Raw genomic sequence first — 23,114 nt, forward strand, 5'->3', positions numbered from 1 at the left:
GGCCGTCTGCGGGCGGGGCAGCCGATCGCCACCCACGCGCCGGCCCGCGTGTCCTCGAAGGCCGGCCGGGGCGTGGACGCCGGTCACCCCAGGCCCGTACGACGCCGGCGGGCCGTCAGGCGGCCGGGGCGGTGTGGATCGAGGTGGGGCGGGTGGCCGCGTCGTAGGCGGCGCGGGAGCCGGTCGCGCCCATGCCGCTGTCCCCGGCCGGTTCGTACAGCCGCTCGGGGCCGCCGCCCTGCCACTGGTTCACCCACACGACACCGGCGGGGATGCGGCGGGCGGCCGCCATGTGCGCGGGGTCGGCGGTGTACACGGTGGCGGCCAGGCCGAAGCGCGACGCGCTGGCCCGCTCCAGCCCCTCCTCGAAGGAGGAGACCACGGCGACCGGGGCGATCGGGCCGAAGGTCTCCTCGGTCATCACCAGCATGGACTCGTCCACGCCGGTGAGCACGGTCGCGGGATAGAAGAAGCCCCTGCCCTCGGGCACCACCCCGCCGGCCCGCACGGTCGCGCCGCGCGAGACCGCGTCGGCGACGTGCCGTGCCACGATGTCGCGCTGCCGCCGGTCGACCAGCGGGCCGAGGACGGTGCCCGCGTCGTGCCCGTCGCCGAGCGCGTACGTGCCCGCCGCCTCGACCAGGGCCTCGATGAACGGCTCGGCGATGTCGCGGTGCACGTAGACGCGTTCCATGGAGGTGCAGATCTGGCCGGAGTTCGCGAAGGCGCCGAAGGCGACCGCGGCGGCGGTGGCCACCGGGTCCACCCCCGCGTCGACGACCACGGGGTCCTTGCCGCCCAGCTCCAGGATCGAGCGGCGCAGCAGCGCCCCGGTCCGTTCGCCGACCTTGCGCCCGGACTCGACGGAGCCGGTGAAGTGCACGAGCCCCACGCGTTCGTCGGCGACCAGCGGCGCGCCCGCGCGGGAGTCGCCGAGGACCAGGTTGACCACGCCGGGCGGCAGGTCCATCAGCTCCAGCAGCCGCACCGCCGACATCGGCGAGCGCTCGGACGGCTTGAGCACGACGGTGTTCCCGGCGGCCAGCAGCGGGCCGAGCGCGCCCAGGGTCATGGGCACGGGGAAGTTCCACGGCACGATGACGGCCGTGACGCCGAGCGGGGCGCGCACGATCGTGGTGCTGCCCCCGTCCGGCGCCGGGATGATCTCCTCGAACGCGTACTCCAGGGCCTCGGCCACCGCCGCCTTGAACCCCGTCGCCGCGCCGCCGATGAAGGCCCGGCCGAGGGCGACGGGCTTGCCCATCTCCCGGCATTCGAGCTCCGCCAGCTCGTCGGCGTGGGCGGCGATCGTGTCCGCCCATCGGGACAGCCGCTCCACCCGTTCGGCGACGCTCAGCGCGGCCCAGTCCGGCTGCGCGCGTACGGCCGCGTCCACGGCCAGGCGCACGTCCTCCGGCGAGCCGCTGGGGCAGCGGGCGACGACCTCCTCGGTCGCGGGGTTGACCACGTCGTGGAAGGCGTCGCCCCGGGAGTCCTCCCAGATGCCGCCGATCAGGTTCCGCAGGGTTTTCACAGGGCTCCTTGGAGGCGGTCGGCCATGAGCTCGCCGACCATGATCGATGCGAGGTTGGTGTTGGCCCGGGGTACGGACGGGAAGATCGACGCGTCCACCACGCGCAGTCCCTCGACCCCGAGGACGCGGCACGACGGGTCCACCACGGTGGCGGCGTCCCCGGGCGCGCCCATCCGGCAGGTGCTGGTGCCGTGCTGGGCGTCGACGGCGGTGGCGAGGAGGTGCTCGTCGAGCGCGGCGTCGTCGTCCAGCACCGCGAACAGCCGCTTGTTGGCGGCCTCCACGGAGCCCGCGACGACCGTGGCCGCCTCGGGGCCGCGCGCCAGCTCGACCAGGGCGCGCACGCCCTCGCGCAGGCGTCGCAGGTCGCGGGAGTCCGACAGCATGCGTTCGCGCACCTCGGGCTGGGCCTGCGGGTCGGCGGAGGTCAGCGTCAGCACGCCGCGCGAGTGGTTCTGGTTGAGCCACACGCCGAAGCCGCCCGCCGGGAAGCGGGTGTCGGCGGCCTCCATGGACAGCACGTTCTGGTTCAGCGAGACGAACATCATGTCGTGCGGAGCCCCGCCGGGGCCGCTGGTGTAGCGGACGCAGACGTTGGTGTGGCGGTCGTCGGCCGTCTTGACGGCGGCCTCCCGGGTCAGCGGCAGCTCGACGACGATCATCGGATGGTCCTGCATGCCGCGCCCGACCGGGAGGTCCCGCCGTACCGCGATGCCCAGGCGGCGCAGGTCGGCGGCCGGGCCGAGGCCCGAGCGCATGAGGATCGCGGGGGAGTGGATCACGCCCGCGCTGAGGACGATCTCGTCGGCGTACTCGGTCACCATCGTCCCGCCGACGACGGCCCGCACGCCGACGGCGCGGTCACCGGCGAAGACGACCTGGTCGACCAGGGCGTCACCGCGGACGGTGAGGCCGGGCAGGGACCGGGCAGGCTCCAGGTAGCCGTCGTTGACCGTGACCCGGCGCCCGGCGCGCGAGTTGATCGGGTACGGGGAGACCCCGGCCGCCCCGGGCGCGTTCACGTCCGGCGCCCAGGCGTGCCCGGCGGCCAGCGCGGCGGCGGCCAGCGCGGCGTCCGCCCCGCCCCACCGCTCGCGCGGCATCCGGAAGATCGGAGTCGGCCCGCCCCGCCCGTGGTACGGCTCGTCGCCGAACTCCTCGTCGTCCTCCAGCTTCGCGAAGTACGGCAGCACGTCCCGCCACGACCAGCCGGCGCATCCCGCCGCGGCCCAGTCGTCGAAGTCCTCCATCGGCGGGCGGATCGCGATCTGCCCGTTGATCGACGAGCTGCCGCCGACGCCCCTGCCCCGCCAGTACGGAGCCGGCGCCTGCCTGTCGGTGCGCGAGGAGGCGACGCCCATCCAGACCATGCCCTCGACGGCGGTGGGGTCCAGCAGCGCCCGGACCGGGTTGGGCGAGCGCCACGCCTCGTGCATCTGCGCCGAACGGTAGTCGGGCCCGGCCTCCAGCAGCAGGACGCGCCTGCCCCGCTCGGCGGAGCGGGCGGCGAATGCCGCGCCGGCGGAGCCCGCTCCGACGACGATGATGTCCCAGCCCGTGTCTGTCACGGCGAACCTCCTGCGCTCGGCCCGGAACCGCCCGGGCCACCGTTAGCCGGTAGACTGCCCCCAGCAGAAAGTTCAGTCAATAGTGAAAGTTCATTTTTTTCTGAACGGATGGTGTTCCGCTGGTGTCCGTCGGCGACGTGAACCCCCTGATCGACGACTTCGGCCTGCGCATCGGCCGCGCGATGGGCTGGCCGCCGATGGCCGGGCGCGCCGCGGGAGTGCTCATGCTGAGCGAGACGCCCATGACGATGGACGACCTGCAGACCGCCCTGAACGCCAGCAAGGGCTCGGTCTCGGAGACGACCCGCCTGCTCGTGGTCAACGGGACCGTACGGCGGTTCAAGGAGCCCGGGTCCCGGCAGTACGTGTACGAGTGGCGCGACGACGCCTGGATCGGCTGCCTGCAGCACCAGCTGGAGCAGACGATCGAGCTGCTCGCCCTGGCCGAGAACGCCCGGGCCCGCGCGGCCGAGCTCCCCGAGCGGCAGCGCGCCCGCATGGCCGAGATGCACGAGTACTACACGTTCATGGTGCGTAGCCTGGAGGCGCTGCTCGGCGAGTACAGGGCGGTGCGGGCACGCTGACCGCTCACCCGGCTCCGGCGCCGCGGGCCTCCTCGAACACCAGCCACGTACGGGTGGCCCGGATGCCCGGGATGTCCTGGATGAGCTCCAGCACCACGTGCCGGAGCGTCGCGTTGTCCGGGGTCCTGACCAGGGCCAGGACGTCGTAGTCGCCGCCGACCAGGGCGAAGTTCTCGACGTAAGGGGTCTCCCGGAGCCGGGCCGACACCGCGCGCCAGGAGTTCTGCTCGATGGTGAGCGAGACGTACGCGCTGGTACCCAGACCGGCCTTGTGCGGCGCGATCCGGCTGCGTGGAGAACCCCGCCGTCCTGCTCGCCCACGTCTGACGCAGGGAAGTGCCCGGCGTCGCCGCCCGCCAGGGGTTGACAACGGGTGTCTTGATCCAACACCCTTTCACTACTCAAATAGTGAAAGGGTGTTTTGGTTGATCGAGTTCAACCTGGACCGCGGCTCGGGGGTCTCGACGTACCTGCAGCTCGTCCACCAGGTCAAACAGGCCCTCCGGCTGGGTACGCTGCGGCCCGGTGACCAGTTGCCGACCGCCCGCGAGGTGGTCGAGAGCCTGGCCATCAACCCCAACACCGTGCTCAAGGCGTACCGGGAGCTGGAGCGCGAAGGGCTGGTCGAGGGGCGGCCGGGGATGGGGACGTTCGTCCAGCGGGGCATCGCGGGCGCGACGCTCGCCGAGCACACGCGGCTGCGGCGCGGCCTGGAGGCGTGGGTGCGCGAGGCGCGCGCGGCCGGGCTCGACCAGGAGGACCTGCGGGCCTTGTTCACCGTGGTCCTGGCCGACGCCGCGAAGGAGGGCGCGGCATGACTCTCGCGCTGGAGGTGACCGGGCTGGGGGTCCGCTACCGCCGTACGTGGGTGTTGCGCGACTGCTCGCTGTCCGTGCCCGAGGGACGCGTGGCGGCGCTCGTCGGGCCCAACGGCGCGGGCAAGACCACGCTCATGCACGCGGCCGTCGGCCTGCTGCGGCCCGCGCGGGGAAGCGTCCGCGTGGCCGGCGAGGCGGCGTTCGTGGCCCAGGACAAGCCGCTGTACGACAGCTTCACCGTCGCCGAGATGCTCACCTTCGGCCGCCGCATGAACACCCGCTGGGACGCCGCCGCCGCTGCCGACCGGCTGGCCGGGCTGGGCATCCCGCTGGAACGGAAGGTGAGCGGTCTGTCGGGCGGGCAGCAGGCGCAGGTGGCGGTCACGCTGGCGCTGGCCTGCCGGCCCGACCTGCTCATACTGGACGAACCGCTGGCCAACCTCGACCCCCTCGCCCGCCACGACGTGATGCGCTCGATCATGGCGGAGGTGGCCGGGCGGGAGCTGACCGTGCTGCTGTCCTCGCACGTCGTCTCGGACCTGGAGGAGACGTGCGACTGGCTGATCGTGCTGAACGGGGGCCGGCTGCAGGTCAGCGGTGACATCGAGGAACTGCTCGACGGGCATCTCGTGCTCACCGGACCGGACGGGGCGTCGGCGGCGGGGATGCGCGTGGTGACCGCGAGCCGCACGGGCAGGCAGGTCACCATGCTGGTCAGGGGCACCGCCCCGCTCGATCCTCGCTGGCGGGCGCGGCGCCCCCGGCTGGAGGAGCTCGTCATGGGCTACCTGCGCAGCCCCGAGTCGGCGGCACTGCCGGAGCTGACGGGGGTGGACGCGTGATCTGGGTGACGTGGCGCCAGCACCGGGCGCAGCTCCTCGTGACGGCGGGCTTCCTGGCGCTGCTGGGGATGCTGCTGCTGGGTTCGGCGGTGGAGGCGAGCCGGTACGTGGCCGAGCACACCCCGCCCGGCTGCCCGGGGCCCGCTGTGGCGTGCGGAGACCTGGCGGTGGCGCTCGGGCAGCGCTACGACGCGGTCTACTCGGTGTTCGGCTGGATGCCGCTGGTGGCACCGGCGTTGATCGGGGCGTTCTGGGGCGCGCCGCTGCTCGGCCGCGAGTACGAACGCGGCACCCACCGCCTGGCCTGGACCCAGTCCGTGCCCGTGTGGCGGTGGCTGGCGGTCAAGCTGTCGGTCCTGGGCGGGGCGGTCGTGGCGGGCGGGCTGCTGCTGTCACTCATGGTGAGTCTGTGGCGGCCGGTGTTCCGGGCGGGGGCCGACTCCACGTTCGGCAACATCGGCGTGTTCAACATGGTCGGCGTGGAGCCGGCGGCGTGGTGGCTGTACGCGTTCGCGCTGGGCACGCTGGCCGGCACCCTGTTCCGGCGTACGCTGCCCGCGATGGCGCTGGTCGTGGCCGGGGTGGCGGTGACGATGTTCACGCTGTTCCGGCTGAGCGACTTCTACGCCGAGCCGGCGCGTACCGAGCTGTCCGGCACCGTGCTGCTGGACGACCCCGACGCCCGGCTGGTGAGCGCCACCTGGGTGGAGCCGTCCGGGAGGGAGGTCGCCGAGCTGTCGGGGAGCGGCTGCCCGCGCCGGGCGGACGCGGGGCAGAGCGACAGGAACACCCAGGCGTGGCAGGCGTGCCTGTTCGGCAAGGGCTACCGGTACGCCGTGTACTACCATCCGCCGACCCGATTCTGGCGCTTCCAGTGGACCGAGGCGGGGATCCTGGCGCTCGCGTCGGCGGCCCTCGGCGGTCTGGCCGTCCGCCGCACCCTCCGCCGCCCCGGCTGACAGGCCGGGTCCGCCAGGGGCTCGTCAAGTCCCGCTGGTGACCTCGTCCACGCCCCGGTCCAGCCGCAGGCCGCGGGTCTCCCTGAACGAGGTCAGCACCACCACCAGCGACACGGCCGCGAGCCCCACCACGTAGAACGCGGGCGCGACGGCGCTGCCCGACGCGGAGACCACCCCGGTCGCCACGAACGGGGCGGTGCCGCCGAACAGCACGTACGCCGCTTGCACGAGCTGACCACCGCCAGCCAGCTCGCCAAGCTGCGCGCGGAGGAGCTCGACGTGGGACTCGTCCGGCATCCCTGTGACACGGTGGGGCTGGAGTCCAGCGAGGTCGTCCACCGGCGGCTCGGCGTGGTGCTGCCCGCCGGCCACCGCGCGGCCGGGCAGGAGGTGGTACGCCTGCGCTCGCTCGACGGCTCGCCGCTGGTGATCTTCCCCCGGGAGATGGCACCTCGGCTCTACGACCACATGCTGGAGGCGTGCCGGGACAACGGGTTCCTGCCCGGCGCGATCAGGCACGCCAGAAACCCCCACTTCGTGCACGGCCTCGTCATGTCGGGGCTGGGGGCGCACCTCAACGAGGAGCCGTACGACGAGCTGCCCGCCGGGCTGGTGTGGCGGCCGATCGACGAACCCTGGCTGACCTGGTCGACCTCGGCGGTGTGGCTGCCGGTGCAGGGCGGCGAGGTCGCCACCGCCTTCGCCGCCGCGGCCCTCGCGGGGCTGCGCGAGGTCGGCCATGCCTAGCTGCGGCTGGGGGGTCAGCGCGCCTGGCGGCGCCAGGCCGAGGGGCTGAGGGCGCGGGCGCGCTTGAACGCCACGCTGAAGGCGAAGGCGTCCTCGTACCCGACCTGCCGGGCCACGGTGGCGACGGTCGCCTCGGTGTCGCGGAGCAGGTCCGCGGCCAGGGCCATCCGCCAGCCGGTGAGGTAGGTGAGCGGGGGCTCGCCGACCAGGCCGGTGAAGCGCGCGGCGAAGGCGGCGCGGGACATGCCGACCTTGGCGGCCAGCTCGGCGACCGTCCAGCGGTGGGCAGGGTCCTCGTGCAGCAGGCGCAGTACGTCGCCGATCGCGGGGTCGGCCAGCGCCCGGTGCCAGGCGGGCCGTGCCGGGTCCGGCCTGGCGCACCAGGCGCGCAACGCCAGCACGAGCACCAGATCCAGCAGGCGGTCGAGGATGGCGTCCTGGCCGGGTTCGTCGCGGGCGACCTCGATGGCGAGCAGATCCAGGGCCGCGCGGGTCCGCGGCCCGGCGGGCACGACCGCCAGCGGCGGGAGCATGTCCAGCAGGCGGTCGCCCACGTCGCCGCGGAGCTCGTACGCGCCCCGGATCATGACCGTGGCCCCGGGCAGGCCGTCACCGTAGGTGCGCGGCGCCAGGCTCCGGTTGGCCGCCGTCGCCACCTCCTCGCCGCCGACGACGTACTTCTTCTGTCCCTGAATCACCACCTGGGGCGGGGTGGACGGGCTGTCCGCGATCGTGTAGCCGGTCGTGGCGCTGATGAGGGCGATGTCACCGGCGGCGAGCTGTACGGACGCGCCGTCCTCGTCGAGCCGGACCGACGCCTGGCCGCCGAGCGTGGCCACGACCGTGAGCGCGGGGGCGTCGGCGAAGCCCAGCGACCAGGGCGGCCGCTGGACCAGCTTCCTGACCAGCGCGTTCCTGGCGCGGGCCCGATGTAGCAGATCGCTCAGGACATCCACGCCCACCACGTTAGACGATCACAAATGTATCCCGGACGTTCCCCCATGGATCGTCTTCGCGTTGTGGAGTTCCCTAAGGGGAATGACGAACCTCCTCATCCTGGGCGGCAACGGCAAGACCGGCCGCCGCATCGTCCGGCGTCTGCGGAGCGCCGGCCATCCGGTACGGGCGGTGGCCCGTACCACCGGCCACCTCCCCTTCGACCTGGGCGACCCCACGACCTGGGCGCCCGCGCTCGACGGCGTCACCGCCGCCTACCTCCTGGAGCCCGACCTGCGGGGGAGCGGCGACCACCGGGCGCGTATCCCCAGGTTCGTGGCCCAGGCGGTGGCCTCGGGGGTGCGGCGGCTGGTGCTGCTGTCGGCCTACGGCGTCGGCGAGGCCGGCGACAGCCATCCCCTCAAGGCCGCCGAGCAGGCGGTGCGCGGCTCCGGCGTCGATTGGACCATCCTGCGGCCGGACTGGTTCGCGCAGAACTTCAGCGAGAGTTTCTGGCGGCAGGGGGTTCTCTCCGGGGAGCTGTTCCTGCCGGCCGGTGACGGGAGGACGCCGTTCGTCGACGCCGAGGACATCGCCGAGGTCGCCGCGGCCGCGCTGACCGACGACCGCCACAGCGGCCAGACGTACCAGCTGACCGGCCCGCGGGCGATCAGCTTCGGCGAGGCGGCCGATCTCATCGGCAAGGCCACCGGGCGTACGATCCGTCACGTCGACGTCGAGCCCGAGGTCTTCGTCGAGCGTCAGGTCTCCCATGGCGTTCCCGCCGAGGTCGCCCGGCTGCTCACCGGCCTCTTCGTGGCCATCCGCGACGGCCGGGGCTCCCCGGTCTCGGACGGCGTGGAGCTGGCCCTCGGCCGCCCGGCGAGGCCGTTCGAGGACTACGTCGCAGAGACCGCCGCCGCCGGCCACTGGGACTGACCACAGCTGATCGGCTCTCGAACCCCCGCGGTGCTAGGGTCCGGTCGTGAACCACGAACGATCAACGGGGCCGACCGGCTTCAGGTAGCCCGCCAGGAGATACCTGGCGGTGCTACCAGGGGAGCCCCATGTCCCGCACTGCCCATCACCTTGACCGCCCGATCCCCGACGCAGGTGATCGGCGCGGAAGCCCATGGCGATCGGTGACGATTGTCGATCTCCGTTACAGCGCCGCCTGCCTCCGCGAGGCCCGACGAGCGGGCCATCGGGCACGCCCCATCCCCGTCCGCCGGAAGGTCGACGTCTACTCCCGGGCCAGGGCCGATCGTCGGGACCGGTGGGTGGCGCAATGGGCCAAGATCGAGGAGCGTCGAGCGCGCCAGCGCCTGCGGCTCCAGCTCGAAGCGATCCGCCAGACGGTCAACGCCGCCGAGGCTGTCGACGATCTCGAGGTCCACCCTGCCCGGCATCGCCGCAACGCCATCTGGCTGTATTGATCAGGGGATACGCCCTCCATCCGTAGATCCGGCGTCGCGTCCGTCGGATCGTCAGTCCATGATCATACCGGTCCTTGGGCGGTGGGCAGGAGGAACAGTCCGGTCAGATTCCAGGTTTTGCGTTGCCGGATCGGCCTGGTCAGTGGTCGTCCGGCCGTCTTCAGCGCGTCCGCCGCCCAGCCGAGCAGCTCCCGCAGGCCGTCGATCCGCGCCCACGGAGCCCGCAGTCGCTCGGGCCTGTCCAGTGCTCCATGGTCGGTGGGGAGTGGAGCCGTCAGCCGCCCGGGCGCGGGCCGCTCCAGCGCTTCGACGTGATAGGTCACATGACCGTCGCGGGCGCCTTCGCCGCCGTCCACGCCCAACAGCCACAGCACCAGCACCTTCACGCCGAGCACCTGGCGCAGGTGCGCGATGACCGGCTCCACCTCGGCCCACCACGGACCTCCACGGCGAACGGGCCGACGACACCGAGCCGCTCCTCACCCGATGTGACCCACGCGCTGACCGTTCTTCCCATCCGGACAGTCCGCCACGGAATATCCGGCCGGTGCGGCGCCCGCGTCGGCGGCCCTCGGCGGCCTGGCCGTGCGCCGCGCCCTCTGCCCTCGGTGCGTCTCAGGCTCGGTGGCGGTGCGGGCAGCGGCCGTTCGGGCGCGCTGAGCCGGGCTGGTCGCCAGGCGCGGGCTTACGTTGATTCGCCCTGGATGAGCCGGCATTCGCCCACGTCGGTGAAGTCGGCCTCGGTGGGCTCGTGGTGCAGGAGGAGCTCGGCCAGGCGATCATAGAACGTGTGCGGCCCGAAGCCGATGGTGGTGAGCCGGGGGCTGGTCTGGGTGGCCACCGGGGTGTCGTCCACGCCCATCACCCCCAGCTCCTGTGGCACCGTGCGGCCGATGACCCGCGCGGCCGCCAGTGCCGCCGCGGCGGTGTCGTCGTTGTAGCAGGCCAGGCCGGTGCCGATGGGCAGCGAGGCGATGGCGTCCAGGTCGGCGTCCGCGCGCAGCGCCACGGTGATCACTTGCGGTTCGTCCATGCCGGCGGCCCGGCACGCCTCCCGCACGCCCTGCTCGCGGGCGCGCAGCAGCACGTCGTCGCGGGCTTCGGTGAGGCGGGCGTAGGCGATGCGCCGGTATCCGCGCCGCATGAGGTGTTCGGCCTGCGTCCGTCCCACGGTCCAGCTGTGCCCGCCGGGCTGGGAGATCGCGTGGGCGATGTCGAGGGTACGCACGCCGGCCGAGCTCAGGACGGCCCGCTTGCTCTCGCTCAGCTCCGACAGCGCGATGACCATGCGGGGCCGGGCGGTGGTGATGACCGCCGCGAAGGATCGCGCGGAGGCGGTGGCCGAGCACATGAGCAAGGACAACCCGTGCTCGGCCAGCGCCTCGGTCAACTGGTCGGCCACCTGGCTGAACTGGCCGTTCGGTGAGATCGGCAGCACGAGGAGGATCAGGTCGCTCTGCCCGCGCGCGAGCGCGCGGCCGGCCGAATGCGGGCGGTAGCCGAGTTCGGCCACGGCCCGCTGGACGGCGTCGCGGGTGGTCTGGCTGAAGCGGTCGCCGTGCCCGTTGAGGATGTAGCTCACCGTCGAGCGGGACACGCCCGCGTGCCGGGCGACGTCTTCGCTGCTGACCCGCATCGCACTCCTGTTCAGTCTGGAGCGATTCGCCCCAGACAGATGCTAGACGAAACGGCTGCGGGCCCCCTACGCTTCCCATTCACGCGCGTGTTCACACGCGTGAATCACGCGCGTGAACATGACAGGAGAACCTCATGCCAGACGCTCTGCCGGCGCAGGATCCGGAAGCGGTCACCCCCCGCCCCAGCGACGCCCCCACCCCACCCCCTGCCGCCGAGCCGGCGCCCGGACGCTGGCTATGGGTGATCTATCCGCTGGCCATGGTCGCGATGAACGCCGTGTGGGGCGGTGTGATGCAGGTGCTGCTCGGCAAGCAGATCGCCGCGATCGTGCCGGAGCAGGCCGCCTCCGCCGCGGCGCTCGGGATGGCCCTGAGCGTCTCGGCCGTCTCCAGCGTCGTCTCCCAGCCCATCGCGGGGATGTTGTCGGACCGCACCCGCACCCGCTTCCTCGGCCGCCGCAACGTGTGGATCTTCGGCGCCGGAATCGTCGGCGCGCTGGGGCTGGTCGCCATGTCCCAGCTGACCTCCACCATCGCGATCGCCATCACGTGGGCGGCGATGATGTGGCCGCTGAACGCCACACAGGCCAGCCTGACGGCGGTGCTGCCCGAGCGGGTGCCGCAGCGGCTGCGCGGCAGCATGTCCGGCGTGCTGGGAGCGGCCGGCCTGATCGGGGCGTACGCCGGTGTCGCCCTGGCGGGCCTGTCGCGGGACCTGTTCATGGGCTATCTGCTGGTCGCCGGGCTCTTCCTGCTGCTGACCCAGATCTTCGCCCTGACCACCAAGGATCGTCCGGCGCCGGAGCCGGACGCCCGCACCGCGCCCGGGGACGAAGCCGGCGGCACGAGGCTCAGCCTGCGCGGCGCGCCGGACTACTGGTGGGCCTTCACCGGCCGCTTCCTGCTGATCTTCGGCTACTTCTCCGTCAGCAGCTTCCAGCTGTACATCCTGCGCGACCACATCGGCCTGGGCGACATCGACCGGGCGGCCACCACACTGGTCGCGATCTCGGGCCTGAGCACGCTGCTGAGCCTGGCCTTCGCCCTGCTCGGCGGCTGGATCTCGGACAAGACCGGCCGGCTGCGGTTGTTCGTCGGCGTGTCGAGCCTGATGTTCGTCCCGGCCGGGCTGGTCTACCTGCTCGTGCCCACGCTGACCGGGGCGTGGATGGCCACCGCCGTCACAGGAGCGGCGTTCGGCGTGTACATGGCGGTCGACCAGGCGCTGATCACGCGGGTCCTGCCAGGCGTCGGCAACACCGGCCGGGACCTGGGAATCATGAACATCGCCAACGCCGGCCCGCAGATCATCGCCCCCAGCGTCGCCGGCGCCGTGGTCGGCGCCACGGGCGACTACCGGCTGGTGTTCGTGCTGCTCATCGTCTGCACCGCGCTGGGCGCCCTGTCGGTGCGCTTCATCAAGGGTGTCCGCTGACCCCGTCCCCCTGAGGAGAGAACAACCATGATCCGCGAACCCTTCAACGACGGCTGGCGCGTCACCCGCCGCACGTCCATCTTCGAACTGTTCACGGCCGGCGACGGCGCCGGGGCGGTCAGCGTGACGCTGCCGCACGACGCCATGCTCGCCGGCGGCAGGTCCGCCGACGGCTCGGACGGCTCGCACACCGGGTACCACCGGCCCGGCGCCTGGCGCTACGACAAGGAGTTCGAGGTGCCCGCCTCGTGGGCGGGCAAGCGGGTGAGCATCGAGTTCGAGGGCGTGTACCGCGACGCCATGGTCTACATCAACGACGCCTTCGCCGGCCAGTGGGCGAACGGCTACTCCACCTTTCACCTCGCCGCCGACCCCTACCTGCGCTACGGCCGGACCAACACCATCCGGGTCGAGGCGCAGGCGTACAAGGACTCGCGCTGGTACAGCGGCGCCGGCATCCACCGCCCGGTGCACCTGCTCGTCGGCGACCTGCTGCACGTCACCCCGACCGGGCTGCGGGTGACCACCCCGCAGATCGACGACGAACTGGCCGTCGCCGCGGTCGCCACCGAGGTGGTCAACGAGGGCACCGGCACCCGTACCGTCGAGGTCCTGCTGGAGGTACGCGACGGCGACGGCGAGATCGTGGCCGCCGACCACGCCCCGCTGACCGTGCTGGCCGGTGAGCGGGCCATCGTGCGCCGGCGCGCCTACATCCGCCACCCCGCTCTGTGGAGCGTGGAGGAGCCGAACCTGTACACCGCGACCGTCCGGCTGACCGACGCCGGCGGGCAGGTCGACGAGGCCCGCGCCACGTTCGGCATCCGCAGCGTCTCGGTGGACCCGATCCGGGGCCTGCGCATCAACGGCGCCACCGTCAAGCTGCGCGGCGCGTGCGTGCACCACGACAACGGCCCGCTCGGCTCGGCCGCCATCGCCCGGGCCGAGGAACGACGCGTGCGACTGCTCAAGGACGCCGGCTTCAACGCCATCCGCTCCGCGCACAACCCGCTCAGCACCGCGATGCTGGAGGCCTGCGACCGGCTCGGCATGCTCGTCATGGACGAGACGTTCGACATGTGGACGGTGTCCAAGACCGACGACGACTACGCGCGCCGGTTCCCGCAGTGGTGGGAGCGGGACGTGGACGCCCTGGTGGCCAAGGACTTCAACCACCCCAGCGTGATCTTCTACTCCATCGGCAACGAGATCCTCGAAGTGGGCACCCCGCACGGCGCCCGCTGGGGGCGCCTGCTCGCCGAGCGCATCCGGGCCCAGGACCCGACCCGCCTGGTCACCAACGCCCTCAACGGCATGATGGCGATCATGGACCAGATCCCTGCGCTCATGGCCCAGGGGAGTGGCGCACAGGCGGACGACGCGCAGACTCAGGCGCCCGACGCGCAGGCTCAGGCGAACGCCGGCGGGCCGGCCGTCGAGGGCGGCTTCAACGACCTGCTGGACGGCATGGGCGCGCTCACCGCCCTGCCCGAGGTCGGCGAACGCATCGCCGAGTCGGCCGCCGTGCTGGACGTCGTGGGGCTCAACTACGGCGACTCCCGCTACCTCACCGACCACCAGACCCACCCCAACCGGGTCATGGTCGGCTCGGAAACCTTCCCCACCCTGATCGACCGCTACTGGAAGCTCGTCACCGAGCATGGCCACATCATCGGCGACTTCACCTGGACCGGCTGGGACTACCTGGGCGAGAGCGGCATCGGCCGGCCGACCTATCCCGGCGAGGGTCCCTCCTTCGGCGCTCCGTACCCGTGGCTCACCGCCTCCACCGGCGACTTGGACATCACCGGCCGCCGCCGCCCCATCTCCTACTACCGCGAGACCGTCTACGGCCTGCGCCGCACCCCCTACCTGGCCGTGCAACGCCCCGAGCACCGCGAGCACCCCTTCCGGCCCAAGGCTTGGGCCTGGAGCGACTCCGTCGCCAGCTGGACCTGGGACGTCCCGGCCGGCACCCCCGTCACCGTGGAGGCCTACACCGACGCCGACGAGATCGAGTTCGTGCTCGACGGCACCACCGCGGCCAGAGTGCCCGTCGGCACCGACAAGGCGTACCTGGCCACGGCCGAACTGCCGTACCAGCCTGGCACGCTGGAGGCGGTGGCCTACCGGGACGGAGCCGAGACCGGCCGCTGCCGGCTGCTCACCGCGGGCGCGGCGGCGCGGCTGCGGCTCACCCCCGACCGGCCGCACCTCGGCGCCGACCCGCAGGACCTGGCCTACCTCGACATCCACCTTGTGGACGAGCACGCCACGATCAACCCGATCAGCGACCGCACCGTGACCGTGGACCTCGACGGCCCGGCGACCCTGCAGGCCCTGGGCACGGCCAGGCCCTCCACCGAGGAGCCCTTCCACACCACCTCCTGCACCTCCTACGAAGGTCACGCCCTGGCCGTGCTGCGCCCCACCGGCGGCGAAGGTCCCGTCACGGTCACCGTCCGCGCCGACGGCCTCCCGCCGGCCACCGTCACCATCGAGGTGCGGCAGCCCGGCGGCACCGTTTCCGGCACCGCCACGCGCCACGAACCGGCACGTTCATGAGCCGGCGCTGGGGGGTTCCCGCGCGGGCCGAACGTGTATTCTGGCAGGTCAGGGGGATATTCGGTGCGGCGCCGACGGGTACGCCTTGATCAGTGAAATGCCTGAGCAGAGGCTCGATCATGGAACTTCAGAACCAGACCGCGCTGGTGACCGGAGGCGGCTCGGGGATCGGCCGGGCGACCGCGCTGGCGCTCGCCCGCGAGGGGGCCTTCGTCATCGTCGCCGGTCGCAGTGCCGGCCACCTCGCCGAGACGGTCGCCGGGATCGAGGCCGCGGGTGGCAGGGCCCGTGCCGTTCCCGCGGACCTCAACGATCTGGACGCGCTGCGGCGGCTGGCCGACGGAGCCGGTGACGTCGACATCCTGGTCAACAACGCGGGCGTCTACCCCTTCATGCCGACCCCGAAGCAGGATCTGGAGTCGTTCATGCGGGTGTTCGACACCAACGTACGGGGGCCGTTCTTCCTGACCGCCGCCCTCGCGCCGAGGATGGGGGCCAAGGGGTCCGGCAGCATCGTCAACGTCAGCTCGGTCGCCGCTCTTCAGGGCATTCCGGACGCCGCCGCGTACGGGGCGACGAAGGCTGCTCTCGACGCCCTCACCCGCTCTTGGGCCGCCGAGTTCGGCGGTCGCGGGGTGCGGGTCAACTCCGTCGCCCCTGGTAACACCAGGACCGAGAACGTGGTGAAGGCCCTCGGTGCGGAGATGTTCGAGGAATGGGGGCGGACGGGCAATCCGCTCGGGCGCCTCGGCCGGCCGGAGGAGGTCGCCGAAGCGATCCTCTTCCTCGCCTCCCCGCGGTCGAGCTATATCACCGGGGTCACCCTGCCGGTCGACGGCGGCTACGTCGCACGCGGTTGAGCCGGTTGGGGCGGCCGGATGGCCGTGCCGCGCGGGGTGGAGGATCCCCGTCCACGTAGGATGTCAGGGATATCGGAGGATCCTCCGATATCCCTGACTCGCTATGGAGCAATACCGGAGGTCCCTCCGCTTTGAGTTCGCCTGAATCGGCGTCCGCCGACACCTCCGCAGAGCGGCCGGCCGCGACGCAGCGCCCGCTGCGTGCCCATGCCCAGCGCAACCGGGACAAGCTCATCGCCGTCGCCCGCGCCGCCTTCGCCACGGCCGGCGACACCGTGCCGCTCGAAAGCATCGCCCGTGAGGCGGGCGTCGGGATCGGCACCCTCTACCGCCATTTCCCCACCCGCGAAGCGCTGGTGGAGGCGGTCTACGCCGCCGAACTCGACGACATCGCCACGAGCGCTCCGGCCCTGCTCGAACGGTTCCCGCCGCAGATCGCGCTGCGTGCCTGGATGGAGCGGTACGCGGCGTTCGCCGCGGTGAAACGCGGGATGGCCGACGCGCTGCGTGCCGGCCAGGCCTCGGGCCGGATCCCGACCTCCACCACCAGGGAACGCATCACCGCCGCGATCGCGACGATCCTCGCCAAGGGGGCCGAAACGGGCTCGCTCCGTGCGGACGTCGACCCCGACGAGGTCACCACGATGGTCCTCGGCGTCCTTCTCGCCACGGCGGCCCGCGACACCCCCGAGCAGACCGGCCGGCTCCTCGACCTGCTCGTCGACGCGCTGCTCCCCAGGGCGGCCGGGTAGCGGCGGGCGGGGGCAACGCCGCCGCGCCAGGGCCTGTGCGCAAGCGGTTGCTCAACCGGCGCCGCGTGCCGACAGCAGCACCACCCGGCGGACACCGGCCCCCGCCACGCGGGTCGGCCTGGGCGGAGACGCTCTGCGGGGCGGCCGCCAGCCACCGCGAGGAAGTCCTCCACGGTGGCGGCCGGTCTTGGCCCGGGCGCCGGCACGAGAACCGCGGGTGCGCGGCATGCCGCCCAGCGGCCTGGCCGTTACGGTGCGGTGGAGCGGGCGACGACCTCAGCCGTCGCCGATCCGCACGCGGTGGCTCTCGCCGTCGGACAGGAACGCCGCCAGCGCCCGCCCCTGCTCGGCGACCTCGTCGCGGTCGGCTCCGGACAGGCGGCCCAGCGGGGTGACGGCCACCGTGCCGTCCTCGACGGTCCAGGTCGCCGAGACCCGGCCGTCGACCAGGACGACGCGGGCGCCGGCGACCGACAGGCCGCGGTGGGCGTCGTCGATGATCCGGCCGCGGTCCTGGTAGCCGAGGATCGCGTTGTCGAAGGCGGGCAGGAACCGTACCGGCGCGGGCGTGCCGGGGTCGGGGCGTGGCGCGTCGGGCAGGTCCAGCAGTTCGCGGCCGCGCTCGTCGCGGAAGGAGACGAGCTCGGGGCGTACCGCGGCCACCGCGGCCGGCAGCCCGGCCAGGCCGCACCAGGCGCGCAGGTCGGCCGAGGCCGCCGGGCCGTAGGCGGCCAGGTAGCGCCGCACCAGGGCCTCGCCGACCGGGTCCGAGCCGTTCGCGGCGGGCGGGTCGATCTCGCGGCCGAGCCAGGAGGACAGCAGCGCGTTGCGCACGCCCGCCTTCGTCCGCCACAGCCCGCGCGGCGGCAGCTGCACCATCGGGACGAGGGCGGCGACCACCATCTCGCCCAGCACGCGCGGGCCCGGCGCCGGCCAGAGCTCGGCGAGCACCCGCCCGATCTCGCCCATCGAGCGGGGCTGCCCGTCGGCCATCACCGCCCGGCCCGCCGCCGCGAGCTCGTCGAGGTCCACGCTGTCGAGCTCGCGGCGGTAGGTCCCGAGCATCCGCTGGCGCAGCATGGCGTCGTGGCGGGCGCGCCAGGCCAGGGCGTCCTCCGCGGTGAGGAGGTGGACGGTACGGCGCATGAGAATGGTCCGCACCAGGCGCCGCCCGGTCAGCAGGTCCGACAGCGCCGCCGCGTCGAACGCGCGCAGCCGCGACCAGAGCCCCACGAACGGCTCCTGCGGTTCCTGCGCCTGCAGGCCGCACAGGTGGGCGACGGCGTCCCGCACCGGTAAGTCGGCGCGGTCGAGCAGCAGCTGCCGCGCCAGCGTCGCGCGGTTGAGTGTCCGGGTGTCGAGCACGGTCATGCGATCATCCTGCCGTGCCGTCGACGACGTTTGAGCCCTGAGTCCAGAGCGTGAGCCTCACTGTCTGCCTTTCGGTGCGTGGCCGGGCGGGTGGCGGGCCGCGCCCGGCCTGTGATGATCAGTACTGGGCGGCGACGTCGACGACCCAGGTGACGCCGAACCGGTCGGTCAGCATCCCGTACAGCGGGGCCCACTGCGCGGGCCCCAGAGGCTGCAGGACGGTCGCGCCGTCGGAGAGCTTCTCCCAGTACGCGGTGATCTCCTCGGCCGTCTCGCCGCGCACCGAGACGAAGAACGCGTTCTCCCCCCGGCTGTAAGGCAGGCGCGAGGGCACGTCGTAGGCCATGACCTGGAATCCGCCGGCGGAGCTCACCTGGCCCCACATGACCTGATCGGCCTCGGCCGGCTCCTGCACGTTGCCGGCGTCCTTGTAGGTCACCACGGCCAGGTCCCCGCCGAACACGGACTGGTAGAACGCGAGTGCCGCCTGGGCGTCTCCGCGGAAGTTCAGATGGGTCACGGTGTTCACGGACATGATGGGCTCCTTTGCCGGTCGTCATCCCGTCGCCGACCACATTCCCAGGGGTAGCGGTCAGGTTGTGGCCGCTTCTCTGGGCGATACTGGGCCGGTGCAGAAAACCTCGTCCCGTCTGCTGTCGTTGCTCTCGCTGCTCCAGGCGCGCCGGGACTGGCCCGGAGCGCTGCTGGCCGAGCGTCTCGGCATCAGCCCGCGTACCGTGCGCCGCGACGTCGACCGGCTGCGCGAGCTCGGCTATCCGATCGTGGCCGCCAAGGGCCCCGACGGCGGCTACCGGCTCGACGCCGGTACGCGGCTGCCGCCGCTGCTGTTCGACGACGAGCAGGCCGTCGCCCTGGCCATCGCCCTCCAGGCCGCGCCCACCGGCGCCGGGATCGAGGAGGCCGCGGCCCGTGCGCTGACGACCGTCCGGCAGGTCATGCCCGCGCGGCTGCGCCACCGTATCGACGCCCTCCAGATCACCGCGGTCGAGCGGTATGTGCCGGATCCCCAAGTCGACAGCGCGGTACTGGTGTCCGTCGGCGCCGCCGTACGTGCCCGGGAGGTGCTGCGTTTCGACTACGCCTCACCCGGAGACGGCGGTGCGCCGGGCACGCCGCGCCGGGTGGAGCCGCACCACCTCGTCACCTGGGGCGGGCGCTGGTATCTCGTGGCGTGGGATCTCGACCGGGAGGACTGGCGTACCTTCCGGGCCGACCGGATCGCGCCGCGCGCCCCCACGGGGCCCCGCTTCACGCCGCGTGAGCTGCCCGGGGGAGGGGTGGCCGCCTTCGTGGCCGATCGGTTCCGGGGCTCCGGCGGCTCCGGCGACTGGCCCTGCCGTGGCGAGGTCATCCTCGGCGTGCCGGCCGCCGCCGTGTCCCCCTACGTTCACGACGGGGTCGTCGAGGAGCTCGGCCCGGACCGGTGCCGGCTCATCCTGGGGTCCTGGTCGTGGGTCGGGCTGGCCGCGAGCGTCGGCAGGTTCGACGCCGACGTCGAGGTCGTCGGCCCCGCCGCGCTCAAGGACGCCTTCGCGCACCTGGCCCGCCGCTACGCCGACGCCTCATCGTCCCATGACACGATTCGCCATCCGGATGCGTGATCGGGCCATGGCCGGGACCGGGCCGCGATGGCGATGATGAGGTGATGACGAACCCCGACCTGAAGACCCCGTACGAGCGCGACGGCTACCTCGTCCTCGACCGCGCCCTCGAGCCCCGCGAGGTGGGCGAGCTGCTCGAAGAGGCCGTCCGCATCTGCCGGGGCGAGCTCGGCGACATCAGCGGCGCGCTGCCCGCCGGGGACGCCGACACCGACGACGACGTGCTGCGCAGGTTCCTGTGCGTCCACTACCCGCACAAGCTGTCCGGCCTGATGCTCGACACGATGCGCCATCCGGCGATCGTGTCGGCGCTGACCTCGGTGATCGGCCCGAACGTCAAGGCGATGCAGTCGATGTTGTTCATCAAGTCCGAGGGGGAGCCGGGGCAGGCCTGGCACCAGGACGAGCTGTTCATCCCGACCCGTGACCGTTCGCTCGCGGCGGCCTGGATCGCGCTCGACGACGCCACCGTGGACAACGGGTGCCTGTGGGTGCTGCCGGGATCGCACCGGCGCGGCGTCCTCTACCCGAACCGCGAGCACGACGACCCCCGCTACGACTGCACGGTGGAGTCGTACGGCTTCCCGTTCGACGACTCCGACGCGGTACCCGTCGAGGTCGCGGCGGGCACCGTGGTGGTGTTCAACGGCTACCTGTTGCACAAGTCGCTGCCCAACACCGGACGGCGCGGCTACCGGCGGGCGCTGGTCAACCACTACATGAGCGCCGAATCCCTGCTGCCCTGGGCCGTACCGGCGGAGGGGACGGGCATGGCGCAGGCGGACTTCCGGGACGTCGTCCTCGTCGCCGGCGCCGACCCGTACGCCTACAAGGGGCTCCAGGACGTGCGCAGGCCGCGGATCCGCCCGAATCGCGACGGCGGCTGTGACAGATGACGATCTCCGTCGATCTGGTGGCCCGGCTCGAGCCGAGCGTCGCGGACTATCCGCCCGGCTCGACCTTCGGCCCGCGGGAGGCCAGGTCGTACCAGTTCGTCTGGCTCCTCCGCGGCAGCGCCACCTGGCTCTGGGACGACGTCGCGCTGTCGCTGGCTCCGGGAAAGCTGCTGCTCATCCGGCCGGGGATGCGTGACGCGTTCCGCTGGGATCCCCGCACGCCGACCCGGCACGCGTACGTGCATTTCACGCTCACGGGGCAGGTGCCGGGCGACTGGCCGCTGGTACGGGACCTGACCGGGCGGCATGACCCGATGGGCGCCCTGTGCCGGTACCTGCTCTGGCTGGGCGCCGAATGCCCGCCGCGGTGGCGGGTCCAGGCCTGCGAGACGCTGCGCCTGCTGGTGCTGATGTTCCTGGCCGATCCCGCGCCGGCGCAGCGCACGCCCTCGGTCCTGCCGCCTCCGGTGATCGCGATGCTGCGCGCGGTGCGCGAGCGCTGGTCCGACGGGGTGGCCAGGCCGGTCCCGATGCGGGAGCTCGCCTCGGCCGCCCGGGTCTCGCCGAGCACGCTGTGCCGTACGTTCCGCCGCACGTTCGGGGTCGGCCCGGTCGCCGCCCTCGAACTGCTCCGCCTGACCAGGGCCGAACCGCTGCTGTGGCAGAGCAACCTGTCCATGGGGGCGATCGCCGTGCAGTGCGGGTTCGCGGACGCGTACCACTTCTCCCGCCGGTTCCGCGCGATCTACGGGATGGCGCCGACCGCGTTCCGCCGCACGCCACCGGAGGCCGCCCCGCCGTCACCGGCCGAGTCCTTCGGCCTCACGGTGCTGCAACCGCTGGTCCAAGCCCCCTGACCCGGCCGCAACGCGTCGCCCGGTGCCGCGAATGACCTGCCGGGGAAACGCTCGAAGAGCTGCGTCACGTACCTCCTCACCCGACCCCGCGCGGGTCGCCTCGGCGCCCGTACGCCTGCGACAACGCCAGCAGGACGGCCAGGCCCGCCCCCACGGCGACGCAGTGCTCGGCCACGGCCACCCCGCGAAGTTCGACCGGCTGGTACGTCCCGGCCACCAGCCACGCCAGCCGCCACGCCCCCCACGAGAACAACGACCCGGAGGCGACGAACCCCACGGCCATGGGCAGCCACACCGGCGTCCGCCCGCTGCCCCACGGACCGAGCGCCCACAGGCTCCAACCGGCGCCCGCCGCGCACAGCGCGCTGTTGGCCATGAGGAGCCTGCCCTGGGTGTCACACACCGCGAGCAGCCCGTAGGTGCTGCCCGCGGCCCAGGAGATCCACGTCGCGGTGAGCCCCCCGAGCGGCGCCAACGCCCACAGGAACCGGCCGTCCGCTCGTTCCCGGCCCACCCGCCCCGCAAAGGCTCGGGGCCATCGTTCACGCAGGAAGAGCGGCAGGCCCACGACCAGCGCCACCGCCATGCCGGCGAATCCCACGCCGATGAGCACGCTCTCCCAGGCCGGCGTGGCGGCCGCCGGCTCGGGCGCGCTCGGCGCCACCAGGCTGGCAGCGATCATGTACGGGATCATGGACACGAGGAAGCCGCCGGCGACCCACCCGAGCGGCAGCACCAGCCAGCCCGGCAGCCGCGTCCCCCACGACTGGGCCAGCGCCAGGCCCAGCGCGGCGCCGGCCAGCGCCATCACCACCGTGATCGCGTTGAGCAGCACCCAGTGGGCCGTGCCCTGCCACACCTCGGCGGCGATCCAGACCAGCTTGACCAACAGGTAGAGGGACATCGCCACCGCCGCGGTGAACCCTGCGGCACGGCGCAGCAGCACGAGCGTACGGACCTTGATGTGTACACGCATGTCAGGAGCCTCGCGGCGCGCGCCGGTGCCCGGCCACCCCCGCAAGAGGCAGGTCCCTCCCCAGCGAGGGGGAGGCAGGGGCGCGGAACGCCGGGTCGGCTACGCTGCCCCCGAACGGTCACGAACTCTACGAAGGGGGACGAACGGGTGCACGGGACTGTCACTGCCGTCAGCAGCAGCGGCGAGCACTCCTTCAGCAAGCCGACCCGGGAGAGCATCACCCTCCTGGCCGGGCTCGGGGTGGAGGGTGACGCGCACGCGGGTGTGACGGTCAAGCACCGCTCCCGGGTCGCCCAGGACCCGACCCAGCCGAACCTGCGCCAGGTGCACCTCATCCACGAGGAGCTCTTCGCCGAGGTGGGGCGGGCGGGCTTCACGGTCAGCCCCGGCGAGCTCGGCGAGAACATCACCACCCAGGGCCTCGACCTGCTCGGACTGCCGGTCGGCACGCTCCTGCGCATCGGCGAGGAGGCCGTCGTGGAGCTCACCGGGCTGCGCAACCCGTGCGTGCAGATCGACGGCTTCCAGAACGGCCTGCTCAAGCAGGTCGTCGGCCGCGACGAGGCCGGGCACCTGGTGCGCCGGGCCGGCGTCATGAGCGTCGTCAGGACGGGCGGCGTCGTACGCCCCGGGGACGTGGTCAGGGTGGAGCTCCCCGCCGAGCCGCACCGCCCCCTCGACCGGGTCTGACCCGGCCGGGCGGCCACCCCGGTTAGGGT

The 23,114-nt window shown here is 72.9% G+C and carries 25 protein-coding genes; 15 read left to right on the plus strand and 10 right to left on the minus strand.

The genetic code is table 11. The features are described 5' to 3' along the window. Nucleotides 1–115: 115 nt before the first annotated feature. Both HD596_RS40155 and HD596_RS65145 read right to left on the minus strand, forming a co-directional pair. The gene (locus tag HD596_RS40155) at nt 116–1,534 is read right to left on the minus strand and encodes an aldehyde dehydrogenase family protein (RefSeq protein ID WP_185074669.1); all 1,419 of its coding nucleotides are present in this window, start codon (nt 1,532–1,534) and stop codon (nt 116–118) included. Then, entirely contained in the window at nt 1,531–3,102 is a 1,572-nt protein-coding gene (locus HD596_RS65145) for a GMC family oxidoreductase (RefSeq protein ID WP_185074670.1), read from the minus strand. The genes HD596_RS40155 and HD596_RS65145 overlap by 4 nt, the downstream gene beginning before the upstream one ends. Nucleotides 3,103–3,224: 122 nt before the next feature. Between HD596_RS65145 and HD596_RS40165 the strand changes: the two genes are divergently transcribed. Next, entirely contained in the window at nt 3,225–3,686 is a 462-nt protein-coding gene (locus HD596_RS40165; RefSeq protein ID WP_313046245.1) for a GbsR/MarR family transcriptional regulator, read from the plus strand. Between the two features lie 4 nt (nt 3,687–3,690). Here HD596_RS40165 and HD596_RS62555 read toward each other — a convergent pair whose 3' ends face one another. Beyond that, complete coding sequence (locus HD596_RS62555) at nt 3,691–4,056, minus strand: Lrp/AsnC family transcriptional regulator (protein WP_185074671.1); 366 nt, start codon at nt 4,054–4,056, stop codon at nt 3,691–3,693. A 46-nt stretch (nt 4,057–4,102) separates the two neighbouring features. On the opposite strand from HD596_RS62555, the gene HD596_RS40175 reads away from it, so the two are divergent. Genes HD596_RS40175 through HD596_RS40185 form a run of 3 tightly spaced genes read left to right on the plus strand, consistent with a single transcriptional unit; the run spans nt 4,103 to nt 6,305 of the window. Further along, a complete protein-coding gene (locus HD596_RS40175; RefSeq protein ID WP_313046248.1) occupies nt 4,103–4,504 on the plus strand; it encodes a GntR family transcriptional regulator in 402 nt (133 codons plus the stop codon). Further along, nucleotides 4,501–5,346 carry an ABC transporter ATP-binding protein gene (locus tag HD596_RS40180; RefSeq protein WP_185074673.1) on the plus strand — a complete coding sequence of 282 codons (846 nt, stop codon included), beginning with the start codon at nt 4,501–4,503 and terminating at the stop codon, nt 5,344–5,346. Before HD596_RS40175 ends, HD596_RS40180 begins: the two co-directional genes overlap by 4 nt. After that, nucleotides 5,343–6,305 carry an ABC transporter permease gene (locus HD596_RS40185; RefSeq protein ID WP_185074674.1) on the plus strand — a complete coding sequence of 321 codons (963 nt, stop codon included), beginning with the start codon at nt 5,343–5,345 and terminating at the stop codon, nt 6,303–6,305. Before HD596_RS40180 ends, HD596_RS40185 begins: the two co-directional genes overlap by 4 nt. Before the next feature lie 24 nt (nt 6,306–6,329). Here the strand turns inward: HD596_RS40185 and HD596_RS40190 are convergent, their stop codons facing one another. Then, nucleotides 6,330–6,533 carry a hypothetical protein gene (locus tag HD596_RS40190; RefSeq protein ID WP_221519736.1) on the minus strand — a complete coding sequence of 68 codons (204 nt, stop codon included), beginning with the start codon at nt 6,531–6,533 and terminating at the stop codon, nt 6,330–6,332. Between HD596_RS40190 and HD596_RS40195 the strand changes: the two genes are divergently transcribed. Beyond that, nucleotides 6,528–7,052: a LysR family substrate-binding domain-containing protein gene (locus HD596_RS40195; protein WP_185074675.1), complete on the plus strand. Its 525-nt coding sequence runs from the start codon at nt 6,528–6,530 to the stop codon at nt 7,050–7,052. The genes HD596_RS40190 and HD596_RS40195 overlap by 6 nt on opposite strands. A 14-nt stretch (nt 7,053–7,066) precedes the next feature. Here the strand turns inward: HD596_RS40195 and HD596_RS40200 are convergent, their stop codons facing one another. Next, nucleotides 7,067–8,008, minus strand: coding sequence for an AraC family transcriptional regulator (locus HD596_RS40200; protein ID WP_185074676.1), 942 nt, complete (start codon nt 8,006–8,008; stop codon nt 7,067–7,069). 82 nt (nt 8,009–8,090) lie between these two features. Here HD596_RS40200 and HD596_RS40205 point away from each other — a divergent pair, with 82 nt between their 5' ends. Together HD596_RS40205 and HD596_RS60685 are read left to right on the plus strand one after the other, a co-directional pair. Beyond that, nucleotides 8,091–8,927, plus strand: coding sequence for an NAD(P)H-binding protein (locus HD596_RS40205; RefSeq protein WP_185074677.1), 837 nt, complete (start codon nt 8,091–8,093; stop codon nt 8,925–8,927). Between the two features lie 341 nt (nt 8,928–9,268). Continuing rightward, complete coding sequence (locus HD596_RS60685; RefSeq protein WP_221519737.1) at nt 9,269–9,424, plus strand: hypothetical protein; 156 nt, start codon at nt 9,269–9,271, stop codon at nt 9,422–9,424. A 62-nt stretch (nt 9,425–9,486) separates the two neighbouring features. Here the strand turns inward: HD596_RS60685 and HD596_RS40215 are convergent, their stop codons facing one another. Both HD596_RS40215 and HD596_RS40220 read right to left on the minus strand, forming a co-directional pair. Next, on the minus strand, nt 9,487–9,849 hold the full coding sequence (locus HD596_RS40215) for a hypothetical protein (protein ID WP_185074679.1): 363 nt from the start codon (nt 9,847–9,849) through the stop codon (nt 9,487–9,489). 260 nt (nt 9,850–10,109) lie between these two features. Beyond that, complete coding sequence (locus tag HD596_RS40220) at nt 10,110–11,060, minus strand: LacI family DNA-binding transcriptional regulator (RefSeq protein ID WP_185074680.1); 951 nt, start codon at nt 11,058–11,060, stop codon at nt 10,110–10,112. Nucleotides 11,061–11,194: 134 nt separating this feature from the next. Between HD596_RS40220 and HD596_RS40225 the strand changes: the two genes are divergently transcribed. The 4 genes from HD596_RS40225 (at nt 11,195) to HD596_RS40240 (ending at nt 16,673) form a co-directional block, all read left to right on the plus strand. Further along, the gene (locus HD596_RS40225) at nt 11,195–12,496 is read left to right on the plus strand and encodes an MFS transporter (RefSeq protein ID WP_185074681.1); all 1,302 of its coding nucleotides are present in this window, start codon (nt 11,195–11,197) and stop codon (nt 12,494–12,496) included. 27 nt (nt 12,497–12,523) lie between these two features. Next, nucleotides 12,524–15,061, plus strand: coding sequence for a glycoside hydrolase family 2 TIM barrel-domain containing protein (locus HD596_RS40230; RefSeq protein ID WP_185074682.1), 2,538 nt, complete (start codon nt 12,524–12,526; stop codon nt 15,059–15,061). A gap of 119 nt (nt 15,062–15,180) precedes the next feature. Further along, a complete protein-coding gene (locus HD596_RS40235) occupies nt 15,181–15,921 on the plus strand; it encodes an SDR family NAD(P)-dependent oxidoreductase (protein ID WP_185074683.1) in 741 nt (246 codons plus the stop codon). 131 nt (nt 15,922–16,052) lie between these two features. Further along, nucleotides 16,053–16,673, plus strand: coding sequence for a TetR/AcrR family transcriptional regulator (locus HD596_RS40240; RefSeq protein WP_185074684.1), 621 nt, complete (start codon nt 16,053–16,055; stop codon nt 16,671–16,673). A gap of 276 nt (nt 16,674–16,949) precedes the next feature. Here HD596_RS40240 and HD596_RS40245 read toward each other — a convergent pair whose 3' ends face one another. Further along, nucleotides 16,950–18,044 carry a winged helix DNA-binding domain-containing protein gene (locus HD596_RS40245; protein ID WP_185074685.1) on the minus strand — a complete coding sequence of 365 codons (1,095 nt, stop codon included), beginning with the start codon at nt 18,042–18,044 and terminating at the stop codon, nt 16,950–16,952. A 118-nt stretch (nt 18,045–18,162) separates the two neighbouring features. After that, complete coding sequence (locus tag HD596_RS40250; protein ID WP_185074686.1) at nt 18,163–18,579, minus strand: VOC family protein; 417 nt, start codon at nt 18,577–18,579, stop codon at nt 18,163–18,165. A gap of 94 nt (nt 18,580–18,673) precedes the next feature. Between HD596_RS40250 and HD596_RS40255 the strand changes: the two genes are divergently transcribed. From HD596_RS40255 to HD596_RS40265, 3 genes are read left to right on the plus strand one after another with little or no spacing between them, the layout of a single operon-like run. Then, nucleotides 18,674–19,666, plus strand: a complete 993-nt coding sequence (locus HD596_RS40255) for a helix-turn-helix transcriptional regulator (RefSeq protein WP_185074687.1) — start codon at nt 18,674–18,676, stop codon at nt 19,664–19,666. A 44-nt stretch (nt 19,667–19,710) separates the two neighbouring features. Then, on the plus strand, nt 19,711–20,562 hold the full coding sequence (locus tag HD596_RS40260; protein WP_185074688.1) for a phytanoyl-CoA dioxygenase family protein: 852 nt from the start codon (nt 19,711–19,713) through the stop codon (nt 20,560–20,562). Further along, nucleotides 20,559–21,419: a helix-turn-helix domain-containing protein gene (locus tag HD596_RS40265; protein ID WP_185074689.1), complete on the plus strand. Its 861-nt coding sequence runs from the start codon at nt 20,559–20,561 to the stop codon at nt 21,417–21,419. Before HD596_RS40260 ends, HD596_RS40265 begins: the two co-directional genes overlap by 4 nt. 76 nt (nt 21,420–21,495) lie before the next feature. Here the strand turns inward: HD596_RS40265 and HD596_RS62560 are convergent, their stop codons facing one another. Beyond that, nucleotides 21,496–22,395, minus strand: coding sequence for a hypothetical protein (locus HD596_RS62560; RefSeq protein WP_185074690.1), 900 nt, complete (start codon nt 22,393–22,395; stop codon nt 21,496–21,498). Between the two features lie 147 nt (nt 22,396–22,542). Here HD596_RS62560 and HD596_RS62565 point away from each other — a divergent pair, with 147 nt between their 5' ends. Beyond that, nucleotides 22,543–23,085 (plus strand): MOSC domain-containing protein, encoded by a 543-nt coding sequence (locus HD596_RS62565; protein ID WP_185074691.1) that lies wholly within the window; start codon nt 22,543–22,545, stop codon nt 23,083–23,085. The last annotated feature ends 29 nt before the right edge of the window (nt 23,086–23,114 follow it).

It is taken from the genome of Nonomuraea jabiensis (genome assembly GCF_014204795.1).
GTDB classification, from domain to species: Bacteria; Actinomycetota; Actinomycetes; order Streptosporangiales; family Streptosporangiaceae; genus Nonomuraea; species Nonomuraea jabiensis.

Bases quoted from the DNA above. Each gene is read 5' to 3' on its own strand.
- HD596_RS62560 (WP_185074690.1), bottom strand. From the start codon at position 22,395: ATGCGTGTACACATCAAGGTCCGTACGCTCGTGCTGCTGCGCCGTGCC.
- HD596_RS40245 (WP_185074685.1), bottom strand. From the start codon at position 18,044: ATGACCGTGCTCGACACCCGGACACTCAACCGCGCGACGCTGGCGCGG.
- HD596_RS40230 (WP_185074682.1), top strand. From the start codon at position 12,524: ATGATCCGCGAACCCTTCAACGACGGCTGGCGCGTCACCCGCCGCACG.
- HD596_RS40180 (WP_185074673.1), top strand. From the start codon at position 4,501: ATGACTCTCGCGCTGGAGGTGACCGGGCTGGGGGTCCGCTACCGCCGT.
- HD596_RS40250 (WP_185074686.1), bottom strand. From the start codon at position 18,579: ATGTCCGTGAACACCGTGACCCATCTGAACTTCCGCGGAGACGCCCAG.
- HD596_RS40235 (WP_185074683.1), top strand. From the start codon at position 15,181: ATGGAACTTCAGAACCAGACCGCGCTGGTGACCGGAGGCGGCTCGGGG.
- HD596_RS40220 (WP_185074680.1), bottom strand. From the start codon at position 11,060: ATGCGGGTCAGCAGCGAAGACGTCGCCCGGCACGCGGGCGTGTCCCGC.
- HD596_RS40265 (WP_185074689.1), top strand. From the start codon at position 20,559: ATGACGATCTCCGTCGATCTGGTGGCCCGGCTCGAGCCGAGCGTCGCG.
- HD596_RS40225 (WP_185074681.1), top strand. From the start codon at position 11,195: ATGCCAGACGCTCTGCCGGCGCAGGATCCGGAAGCGGTCACCCCCCGC.
- HD596_RS40260 (WP_185074688.1), top strand. From the start codon at position 19,711: ATGACGAACCCCGACCTGAAGACCCCGTACGAGCGCGACGGCTACCTC.
- HD596_RS40205 (WP_185074677.1), top strand. From the start codon at position 8,091: ATGACGAACCTCCTCATCCTGGGCGGCAACGGCAAGACCGGCCGCCGC.